The sequence below is a fragment of the Cyanobacterium sp. T60_A2020_053 genome (genome assembly GCA_015272165.1).
Classification (GTDB): domain Bacteria; phylum Cyanobacteriota; class Cyanobacteriia; order Cyanobacteriales; family Cyanobacteriaceae; genus Cyanobacterium.
This window is the reverse complement of the sequence record JACYMF010000010.1, coordinates 1-10,366: the sequence shown is the minus strand read 5'-3', so window position 1 is coordinate 10,366 and position 10,366 is coordinate 1. Positions and strand designations below refer to the sequence as shown.

At 35.6% G+C, this 10,366-nt stretch carries 9 protein-coding genes; 7 read left to right on the top strand and 2 right to left on the bottom strand.

Translation table 11 applies throughout. The features are described 5' to 3' along the window. Window positions 1-401: 401 nt before the first annotated feature. The 3 genes from IGQ45_01575 to IGQ45_01565 all read left to right on the top strand — a co-directional run bounded on the left by IGQ45_01575 (window position 402) and on the right by IGQ45_01565 (window position 3,419). Window positions 402-989 (top strand): L-threonylcarbamoyladenylate synthase, encoded by a 588-nt coding sequence (locus tag IGQ45_01575; GenBank protein MBF2055917.1) that lies wholly within the window; start codon window positions 402-404, stop codon window positions 987-989. 10 nt (window positions 990-999) lie between these two features. After that, a complete protein-coding gene (locus IGQ45_01570; protein ID MBF2055916.1) occupies window positions 1,000-2,067 on the top strand; it encodes a phospho-N-acetylmuramoyl-pentapeptide-transferase in 1,068 nt (355 codons plus the stop codon). A 194-nt stretch (window positions 2,068-2,261) separates the two neighbouring features. Further along, window positions 2,262-3,419, top strand: a complete 1,158-nt coding sequence (locus IGQ45_01565) for a response regulator (protein ID MBF2055915.1) — start codon at window positions 2,262-2,264, stop codon at window positions 3,417-3,419. Between the two features lie 282 nt (window positions 3,420-3,701). Here IGQ45_01565 and IGQ45_01560 read toward each other — a convergent pair whose 3' ends face one another. Further along, window positions 3,702-4,451: a phycobilisome rod-core linker polypeptide gene (locus IGQ45_01560; GenBank protein MBF2055914.1), complete on the bottom strand. Its 750-nt coding sequence runs from the start codon at window positions 4,449-4,451 to the stop codon at window positions 3,702-3,704. 235 nt (window positions 4,452-4,686) lie between these two features. Between IGQ45_01560 and IGQ45_01555 the strand changes: the two genes are divergently transcribed. After that, window positions 4,687-5,205 (top strand): cofactor assembly of complex C subunit B, encoded by a 519-nt coding sequence (locus IGQ45_01555; GenBank protein MBF2055913.1) that lies wholly within the window; start codon window positions 4,687-4,689, stop codon window positions 5,203-5,205. Window positions 5,206-5,318: 113 nt separating this feature from the next. On the opposite strand, the gene pyrF is transcribed toward IGQ45_01555, so the two are convergent. After that, window positions 5,319-6,032 carry an orotidine-5'-phosphate decarboxylase gene (pyrF, locus tag IGQ45_01550; protein ID MBF2055912.1) on the bottom strand — a complete coding sequence of 238 codons (714 nt, stop codon included), beginning with the start codon at window positions 6,030-6,032 and terminating at the stop codon, window positions 5,319-5,321. Window positions 6,033-6,473: 441 nt separating this feature from the next. On the opposite strand from pyrF, the gene IGQ45_01545 reads away from it, so the two are divergent. From IGQ45_01545 to IGQ45_01535, 3 genes are all read left to right on the top strand, one after another. Beyond that, window positions 6,474-9,266 carry a GAF domain-containing protein gene (locus IGQ45_01545; GenBank protein ID MBF2055911.1) on the top strand — a complete coding sequence of 931 codons (2,793 nt, stop codon included), beginning with the start codon at window positions 6,474-6,476 and terminating at the stop codon, window positions 9,264-9,266. Window positions 9,267-9,554: 288 nt separating this feature from the next. Beyond that, on the top strand, window positions 9,555-9,878 hold the full coding sequence (locus IGQ45_01540) for a phasin family protein (protein ID MBF2055910.1): 324 nt from the start codon (window positions 9,555-9,557) through the stop codon (window positions 9,876-9,878). 78 nt (window positions 9,879-9,956) lie between these two features. Next, window positions 9,957-10,250 (top strand): hypothetical protein, encoded by a 294-nt coding sequence (locus tag IGQ45_01535; protein MBF2055909.1) that lies wholly within the window; start codon window positions 9,957-9,959, stop codon window positions 10,248-10,250. The last annotated feature ends 116 nt before the right edge of the window (window positions 10,251-10,366 follow it).

Genomic DNA, 10,366 nt, shown 5'->3' with positions numbered 1-10,366 from the left:
ACCGTAGGGCATACGGGAACATACGCTTGGGGAGATTTGCCCTCTTGGGCGATTGCCTATGGGCTGTCGTCTAACGGCGAGTCGGTGAACCAAGAATCCCCCACTAAACCCTACGGGTTATAGTGGTGGGAGTGTCAATAGATAGTAGTATCATGTTTGGGTAATTTGTTATGAAAAATTATATCTTCGTAATTTACCCACCGTGTAATTCATTACACGGAACCAATAGTATCTCGTTCAATAAATTGAACTAAGATATTGATATTACTGATTTGTAAGCGATCGCGCAGCGGCAGCCTTCGGCTGATCAAACGGACTTGATATAATACTTCATAATTGTCAATTATCCATTGTCAATTGTCCATTACCTTCATGACTGCACTTTTTCATAAATTCATAATATGCCTCTTGTTTCCCTTGCCGAATTGGTAGAAAAATCCAGCGCCCTCCACCCCGTCAGTTTCCCTACTGATACCATTCCAGCGCTAGCCGTATATCCTCACCAAGCGGAGATAATTTTTCAATTAAAACAACGCCCCACGGCAAAACCATTAATATTGATGACTGGGGAAATTGAAGATATTTGGCAATATGTAAAAGGTACCAGTGCAGAAATGAAAATATGGCGGGATACTGCCCAAAAATATTTACCCGGCGCCCTCACCCTTGTTTTACCAGCTTCGGAATTAGTGCCAAAAACCATGAATCCCCTTAACCCAGATTCCATCGGTGTGAGAGTGCCAAATCACCCCATAGCCAGAGAAATTTTACGACAGACGGGCGCTATGGCTACCACCAGCGCCAATGTTTCGGGGGAAGAAGCCATCACGGATTTACGAGAAATTGCCCGACAATTTCCCTCTGTTTACGCCCTCGATTATGATAATCAAATTGTCGAAAAAACTCCCTCCACCGTCATAAAATGGACTGACAAGGGTTGGGAGATTCTTCGACAAGGCAAAATTAAATTCATAATTCATAATTCATAACTCATAATCCATGAATAGTAACTCTAGTAAATTAAACCCTTCTTGGCAAAATCCCACAGGCTTAAATCTCTTAATTTTACTAACTATCGGTATTACTATAATTAGTTTATTTTATCTAAATATCTCTCAGATATTACCTTTAGTTATGTCATTCGCCATTAGTGCTGGTTTAGGTTATGTGATTGTACCGCAATTACAGAAAATCAAAGCTAGTCAAGTTATCCAAGAAGATGGACCTTCTAGCCACCTTAAAAAAGCTGGTACACCTACCATGGGGGGAATTTTCTTTATCCCCGTGGCGATAATTGTGGGGGTGACTACGGGAGGATTGTCGGGAGATGTGGTGGCAGTAGGTTTAATGACTTTTGCCTATGCTTTTATCGGTTGGGTTGATGATTGGCAGATTTTGCGCAAAAAAACTAACCTAGGTTTAACAGCAAAGCAAAAGTTAGCCTTACAAATTATTTTTGCGGTGGTATTCTGCGCTTGGTTATGGCGCACTCAACCGCATACTATCACTACGGTAGAATTACCTTTTAATCTGAGTTTATCTGTAGGATTTTTATTTTGGTTTTTAGCAACTTTTGTCATTGTGGCGGAAAGTAATGCTACCAATTTAACCGACGGTGTGGATGGTTTAGCCGGTGGCACGGGCGCTATTACTTTTCTTGGTTTAGGTATTTTAATGGGTGAATTTCACCCCGATTTACAGGCTTTTGCCCTCGCACTCAGTGGTGCTTGTTTGGGCTTTGTGGTGCATAATCGTAATAAAGCCTCAGTATTTATGGGGGATACAGGCTCTTTGGCGCTGGGCGCTGGGTTAGCTGGGTTAGGTATTCTTTCCCAAAATCTCTGGGCTTTATTTATCATCAGTCTAATATTTTTTGTGGAATCTCTGTCTGTCATTGCGCAGGTCGGATATTATAAAGCGACGAAGGGCGCTGACGGCAAAGGCAAAAGACTACTCAAAATGGCACCCCTACACCATCATCTCGAATTAAGTGGCTGGAGTGAAACTCAAATTGTCGGCATATTTTATCTAGTTAACACCATCTTAATTTTAGTAACCATTTTTTAGAACCTTCCCTTTCTTCCTCCGCTTCTCTTTCTCCCTCTGCTTCCCCTCCAAAACCAATACAAATTGATCCTAACTTAAAAAAAACCCTGCTTGATCGGAGATAATTAGGGTAAAATTTGAGTATAAAATAAAATACTTAAGTACCCTCCCCTTAAGTGTTCCTTGCTTACTATCTAATTAAGTACAAAAGAACAATGGTAGGAATAAATGATCCATTTAAAGTATCCATCCGAGAATTTGTCGGTTCTCGTCAGTCCCATTTATTTAAAACCCTAAAAATTCCTCAATATTCAGGACAAATTGTTTTTAACTCCCTTCAGGGGCAAGAGTGGGTTTTTGAAATGTACTTAGGTAGAATAACTTACGCAACTGGAGGAAGACATCCTTGCCGTCGTTGGATCAGAAACGTCAATAAATACGCCCCCGACTGTTTGCCAGAATTATCTCGTTTCAATCCTGCTATTTTTGAGACGAGTCAATTTATGGTTAATTGGGAATACAATCTTCTCCGTTTACTATTGAAAGAAAACATTTTAAATCCTTCTCAAGTTAAAAATATAATTAGTGGTATCGTCACTGAAATTCTGTTTGATATGACTCAGGCAATGGAGATCACCTTTGACATGAGGGGTGGAAAAGAATCACCTCAAACACTTGCTTTAATTGATGCCGATTCCATTATTGTGGAGGTATGGCAAGATTGGCAAAATTGGCAAGGGGCAAGACTAGCAGATCGTAGCCCCAATCGGGCGCCCATCATCCGGCAATCAGACGACTTGAAACAAAAAACATCACCGAAAACCTACCAAATTATGAGTAAACTTTTTAACGGTAGGAATACATTACGAGATTTACATATACAACTAAATCAAGATTTAGTTTCCATGACAAAAATGATGACGCCCTATTTTCAATTAGGGTTAATCGAATTGGTGACAGTGGGTGATACCCCGTTTCCTTGGTTAAATATCCCCAAAAAAGCGCCCATCAACGGTAAAAAAGCCGTTGTTATTTGTATTAGTTCAGAATTAGTGACGATGGAGAGAATAAAAGCCACCGTAACTCATCATAACTATACCTTCATGTCCTACAACCATGGCGAACTCGCCCTTGCTTCTATTGCTCAAAAATCTCCACAATTTATTTTCATTGACCTAGATATGAACTCTATTAGTGCTTATGATCTAGTAGCGGAGATCAAAAAACTACCTAACTGTCAACAAATACCCATTGTTATTATTACCTCTCAAGTGGAAAGAGTTGAACCAGAACACATCAAACAATTTGGCTTATCAGACGTTTTAGCCAAGCCTATTAAAAGTCAATCTCTTTTAGAGATTATTAATAAATAGGGGTTGCTGAAAAAGTGTAATGGTGAGGTGAAGGGAAAAGGGCAATGGTCAAAGGGCAACGGGAAAAGGGCAACGGGAAAAGGTTAAAAGATGACTAGGTTTCAGGCTTCAGGTTGCAGGTTTCAGGGGTAATTTTCAAACCTAATACCTAACACCTTTACAGCTATGCTTAAAACCTTTGTTTTAAAAGGGTTTTGATTTATACAGCCGACTCTAAATAAGTATTTCCAGCACTTTAGTAGAGACGTTGCGTGCAACATCTCTACATCAATTTAGCCAAATTTATTTACGATAGGGAACACTATCTAAACTAATATTCATAGCAGAAACACGAGGAGTAGGACTTCCTTGAGCATTGATACTACGAGCCATACTTAAGTAACCAGAAGGATCTCCTGCCTTGATTTGTTTCTCTTGAGGCACAAAACGGCGCACTTGATTTTGCCAGATAATTTGAGGAAATCCAAGTTGACCACGATGATAAGCATCATAACGAGGAGATTTTAGGTTAAAAGGCATTTCTCCTTGCTCTCTCGAAGCTAGATAACGGCGACGTTGATAAGGTACAATGTCATAACCAAAGTTTTCTAGGTATTCATCTGAATTGAATAAATCATCGATAAAACCTTTATAACCTTTAGTAGCGATGACGATAGACCAAGCGATTTTTTCTCTTTCGCTATACACATCACGACCTAAAATACGTTGAACGCACTGCTCCACAAAACGATAATTACTATTTTTTTCGTAAAAACTGTTTCTGAAAGTTTCTGATAATGCTAACCCACGCATGAAATCACGCACGGTAATTTGCTTATTGCGTAATTGTGACTCTAAGAATTTTTCACGATCAGCTTTGAAGGCATGGAAAAACATTTGACGGTAAGCCGCCTCAATTAAGTTAGTCATGTCAGAAGAATCGAGCAAGTTTTCCGCATTAAAAATTCTGGGTTGCTCATCGCCTCCTACTTCAAATCCCTCTACACGAGTATTTTGAGAGTTGGGGGCATAGTTTAGAAGAGGAATAGTCAAGGATTTTACCTCCGTATTGTTTTATCTTATATTCTTTTTTCTACAATCCTTAGCATAATCGACAAAGGGAAAGTATCTTAACAACCGTAAAGATTTGTTACACGAAATCCTCATTATGAATTATGAATTATTATTTCCTTTCCTAGCCCTTTGCATATGTACAATTAATTTTGCACAAGAACTTATACACAGAGCCTATATAATGAGTAGTTAATTCTCCCCATCCGAAATCATTATGACATCAACTTTATTATTAACTATTCTTTTGATGATCGGTTTATTCTTTTTTATTCGTGGTAGTATCAAAGACCGTACCGAAATCGTTACTATTAGTTGTCCAGAAAGTGAGGACAACATCCTGGCTTATTTGAGACAATATTTTCAACAAAGGTCTTATCAAGTTAAAGCCATTGATGGTGAAAGAAATAAAGTAACTCTTGAGGGTATGGTAGCGCCCTCCGCCCCTCTTGCCATATTACTGAGTTTTCTTGCTGGTTGTGGCTTTTTTTGCTTTGCTTTAGTGTTGGCTATGTTATTTCACCCAGAAATTAACTGGTTTTTGGGTTTAGTAATTCTCGCACCCCTTGCCGGATTTTTTTATTGGCGCGGCGCGAAAAGAATAGAAGAAGTGGCATTTCGTCTTGATTTACCTGATGATAATAATAAGGAAACTACCATCACGATTCAAGCCCACCGTGATGAATTAATCCAGTTACAAACTTCTTTTCCTTTCAGTTATTCCGTGAGAGATTAGTTAAGCTAAAACGCACTTAAATTACCGTTTATACTAAGTCTTAAAAATAACTCAAACGCTGACCTGTTGCCTGTTGCCTCTTGCCTACCTCCACCAGTAAACCTAAATGCAAACTAGCTTACTGATTGATTGACTTCGGCGACAATTTTTTCCCATGCCAAAACGGGATTATCAGCTTGGGTGATAGGGCGCCCGATTACCAAGTAATCAGCGCCCTCCGCCAAGGCTTGAGAGGGTGTCATGATGCGTTTTTGATCCCCTGATACCGACCAAGCAGGGCGCACGCCGGGGCATACTAACAGAAAATCTTGACCACATACCTCTCTTAATTTCGCTACTTCATGGGGAGAACAAACTGCCCCATCCATGCCCGATTCTTGCGCCATGAGAGCATTTTTGAGGGCATATTCTGGCAACTCAAGGGGAATTTGTAAATCTAATGCCAGTTCACGGGCGCTGAAGCTGGTCAATATGGTAATTGCTAGTAATTTGGGGTTTTCTAGCCCACTGGCTTCTATCACCTCTTTAGCACCCCTCAGCGCTTCCCTTCCTGCGGTGGCGTGGATAGTTAATAAGTCTGGTTGATATTTTAAAACTGAGCGAGTTGCCCCTTTGACGGTGTTGGGTATATCGTGAAATTTCAGGTCTAAAAATATTTTTTTTCCCTTCTCTCTCAATAAGTTTAAAACCTTCTCTCCTTCCGCCACAAATAATTCTAAGCCAACTTTCCAAAATTTTACCCCTTCTAAGCTACGGAGGAGGGCGCTGGCTTGTTCAAAGTCTGGTACATCTAAAGGTACTATAATCTTATCGGCAAAATTACTCATTAAATTTTTGTTAATTATTAAGAAATATACATGATTCTAATTTATCTTGATCTTAAAAAGATTACAATGGTAAGAGTTTATTTATATTACTGGAAATCAAGTTTTTTAGGGCAAGTATTGTCAAAGTCAATCAATTTTATTTACTGAATTATTCATTATTTATTGCCAATTTACCGTTACTAATTAACTTTTTTATCAACTCTTAATTAACTATCTATGATTGCTCTTCTACCGTTGTTATGATAAATTAATAAGCGATAATGACTATAACTATTTCTGAATAATACTTACAGCAGGATAAAAGATAAAAGTTTATAAATTATTATTTAATAACTTTCTTTTCCCTTTTCCCTTTTCCCTTTTCCCTTTTCCCTATCTCAACCAGCAATTTATCATAATCAAAGTAAGAGAGCCTCTATGATTAATAGTATCTATCAAATCATGCTGATTAACCAAACACCAAACATTAAAAACTTAATCAAAAAATGTTATTTTGGCTCAGATATTATTAACTTAAAATCTTGTAAAAATTTCAAAAAAAATCTTGTTGATTATGATAATTTAGCCTTAATTATTATTAGCGACGAAGAAAAAGAGTCACACATACTAGAATTAACAGCGTATATTCGTGAAAAGTTAAATATTAAAACATCTCGAATTATTATAACTATTTCTCAAGATCAGCCCTCTTTTCCCATTATAGCCAATCAAGATATTAATGGTTATTTATATATAAATAAACTAAAAGAAAAGGCTTTTATCTCTTACATTGAGACCTCTCTTAAAAATTATCAAGAACTGATTAAATGCCATGATGTTAATTTTCATTATAATGAAGTATTGAAAAAGATTACGTCCTTAAGTCCCGATATTATTTTTCAATTTTTAATTGATCAAAATGGTAAATATTCTTTTCCATTTATTAGTGAAGCTAGTTGTAATATTTTTGAATTAACTCCCGAAGAAATTATTAACGATGGCGATAAACCGTTTAATTTAGTACAAAATGATCAGTTAGAAGATTTATGGCAAATGATCGAAGTATCAAGACAATATCTTAAAGAATTTAGTTATAACTGTTCTATTGTGACTCCATCAGGCAAACATAAATATTTACGCATTCATTCTATCCCTGAAAAACTCCCAAATAATACCGTAATTTGGCATGGAATAATGTCTGATGTAACCGTAGAAAAACAAAGAGAAATTGCTTTGCGAGAAAATGCTCTTTTTCAGCGCGCAGTTAACTCCATTATGACTAAAATGAGAGAAACTTTAGATTTTCAAATAATCTGCGATACTACCACGGCAGAAGTCAGAAATATACTAGGGTGTGACCGAGTTTCAGTATATCATTTTTATCCGAATTGGGGTGGAGAATTTTTAGCTGAAAATAAAGCTGAAAATTTACTTTCTTTGGTAGAGGGAAATGTAAAAAAAGTCTGGAATGATACTTTTTTACAAGAAAAAGAGGGAGGGCGCTATCGTTGGGGAGATATTACTGTCATGAATAATGTTTATCATGCTAATTTATCTCGTTGCCATCTGGAATTGTATGAACAATTTAACGCTAAAGCAGTATGTATTGTGCCTATATTTTGCAGTGGAAAATTATGGGGTTTATTAAGTGCTTATCATAGTACAAGTTTTTTTTGGGAATCAAAACAAATAAGTTTATTAAAAAAAATTTCCTCTCAATTAGGTATAGCTATTGAACAAGCAGAATTATTTTTAGAAGTACAAAAAACATCTGAACAATTAAAAATTGCCAAAGAGGAAGCAGAAATTGCTAACTTAACTAAAAGCGAATTTCTTGCCAATATTAGCCATGAAATTCGCACTCCAATGAATGCTATTATCGGTTTTTCTAGTCTGTTAAAAGATATAGTTCATGATAAGAAAGCTCAAAACTATCTTGATTCCATATGCCGTAGTGGAGATAATTTACTCGCTTTAATAAATGATATTTTGGACTTATCAAAACTAGAAGCGGGTAAAATGCAAATTCACCATGAATCTTTTAATATTGAGTTACTATTACAAGAAATTATCGAAATTTTTTCTCTCCAGACTCAACAAAAAAATATTAATTTATCTTTAGAAATAAAACCAGATTTTCCTAAAGGAGTATTTTTTGATCCCATCAGATTAAGACAAATTATGTTTAATTTAGTTGGTAATGCTACTAAGTTTACTGAACAAGGATATGTTAAAGTTATTGCTGGTTGCATTGACTTTAAGGAAAATAAATCTGAAAAAAATTGTGGCTTTTATATTACAGTAGAAGATACAGGAATTGGAATTAATCCAGAAGAAATAGAAAAAATATTTGAGTCTTTTACACAACAAAATGGACAAAGTACCAGAAAATATGGAGGTACAGGATTAGGTTTAGCTATCACCAAAAAATTAGTTACTATGTTGGATGGTACTATTGAAGTTAATAGCATCTTGAATATGGGTAGTAAATTTACAGTAATGTTTCCCCTCGTTACCTGTAGCCTACCCCCAGCGCCCTTCCCCGTTACCATAATTGATGATAATTTAGATCAATTTGAACCGGCAACCATTGTTATCGCGGATTATTGTGAAGCTAACTTAGAATTAATTAAAGGATATTTTGAAGAAACTTCTCATCAATTAATTACAGTACAAAATGGTGAAGATGCCATCACCATGATTTTAAGATATAAACCGCAAGTGATTTTCTTAGATTTAAAAATACCTATTTTAGACGGCATACAAACGATACATTTTCTAAAAGAAAATCTGATCACAAAAGATATTCCCATTATTGTTTTAAGCAATTTTCCACAACCAGAAAATCTTGCTAATATTAAACCCTTCATCAAAGATTTTTTAGTTAAACCTGTCAGTAAATTAAAATTAGTCCAAGTTTTACAGAATATTTTAAGTAAAACTCCAAAATTAATTCATCACAAAACTCTTAATGTTCTTTCTCAGCAATCAAACCAATCTCAAGGACATAATCAAGAGGAATTATTAGAAATTTTACAAACTAAATATATGCCAAGATGGAAAATTATTAAACAAACAAAAATTACTAATCAAATGAGAGAATTTGCTAATCACTTAAAGGAGGAATCTGAAAATTATGGTAATAATACCTTAAAAGAATATGCTCTAAATTTAGAGCAACACATTGAGTCTTTTGAGATTGAATTGCTAGAAGAAACTTTAGCCTATTTTCCAGACTTAATTAAATTTTGCTAAATCAAAAGGGAAGGGGAGAAATTAGGAATCTAGTAATAAAGTGTAAGACTACACATAACAGGCTTAGATACTAAAATTTAATAATAATTATTGATTATCCATTAGCCTTACCAAATACTTTTTCAGCAGACCTTAGTTATCGTATAAAATAAATATAGCAATCAGGAATCAGTTATGAGAACAGGATTCTCCGCCTTTTTTAAGGGAGAGAGGCGCATCAAAGAAGCCATGAAAATTCTCACAAACTATAACGGATTGCCATAAACCAAGTAAAAAATTACCACTATTATGGAAAATAACGATTGGCTTAAACAAATACTAATGATTGGTATTGGCACAACTTCCCTCGCTGCCGAAAAAATTAAAGAAGTGAGTAATCAATGGGTAAAAGAGGGTAAAATTGATCCCGATCAAGCCAAGGGAATGGTTGATGAATTAATGCATCAAATGCAGTCTGAGTCGGGTAATCTCCAATCTCAAATGGAACGACAAATGCGTAATATGCTTCAAGACTTAGGAGTACCAAAACAATCAGAAATGGATGAATTAAGGGGACGAATTGATCGTTTAGAACGTCAAGTGCGAGATTTAGAAAATAAGTTATGGCGTTAAAAATCTAGTTTTATAGAGTTTTAAATTTATCTATATTTTTCTCTATAAAATTTAATAAAAAAAATTTTGAGCGGTGAAATGCGTTGTTATATACAAAGTAATATTTTATATGTTAATCAAGAAGATTTGCCTAAATATAAAAAAAATGGCTCAATCGTTAGAAATAGTTATTTTTGGGCGCTGAAGTCTATTTGTGGTTATTCTCCTTCTCACGGAGATTGGGAATTTGAAGAAGATATTTGGATGGCTTTAGCTCGAATGTTGTTATTTTTCGCTAATTCTGGCTATCTAGGAGATAGTGAAACTATTCTTGAATTTGAAGATCATGTTATCATTCCTGATGTTTTAAGGGCAATGGCTAGTAAACTCTAAAAAGGGCAAAGTTGAAAGGGCAAAGGGCAAAGGCTTAACTCTTTAATTTATAAGCATTTCTCCTGAAACCTGAAACCTGAAACCTGAAACCTGAAACCTGAAACCTGAAACCTGAA

Bases quoted from the DNA above. Each gene is read 5' to 3' on its own strand.
- IGQ45_01575 (MBF2055917.1), top strand. From the start codon at position 402: ATGCCTCTTGTTTCCCTTGCCGAATTGGTAGAAAAATCCAGCGCCCTC.
- IGQ45_01570 (MBF2055916.1), top strand. From the start codon at position 1,000: ATGAATAGTAACTCTAGTAAATTAAACCCTTCTTGGCAAAATCCCACA.
- IGQ45_01565 (MBF2055915.1), top strand. From the start codon at position 2,262: ATGGTAGGAATAAATGATCCATTTAAAGTATCCATCCGAGAATTTGTC.
- IGQ45_01555 (MBF2055913.1), top strand. From the start codon at position 4,687: ATGACATCAACTTTATTATTAACTATTCTTTTGATGATCGGTTTATTC.
- pyrF (MBF2055912.1), bottom strand. From the start codon at position 6,032: ATGAGTAATTTTGCCGATAAGATTATAGTACCTTTAGATGTACCAGAC.
- IGQ45_01545 (MBF2055911.1), top strand. From the start codon at position 6,474: ATGCTGATTAACCAAACACCAAACATTAAAAACTTAATCAAAAAATGT.
- IGQ45_01540 (MBF2055910.1), top strand. From the start codon at position 9,555: ATGGAAAATAACGATTGGCTTAAACAAATACTAATGATTGGTATTGGC.
- IGQ45_01535 (MBF2055909.1), top strand. From the start codon at position 9,957: ATGCGTTGTTATATACAAAGTAATATTTTATATGTTAATCAAGAAGAT.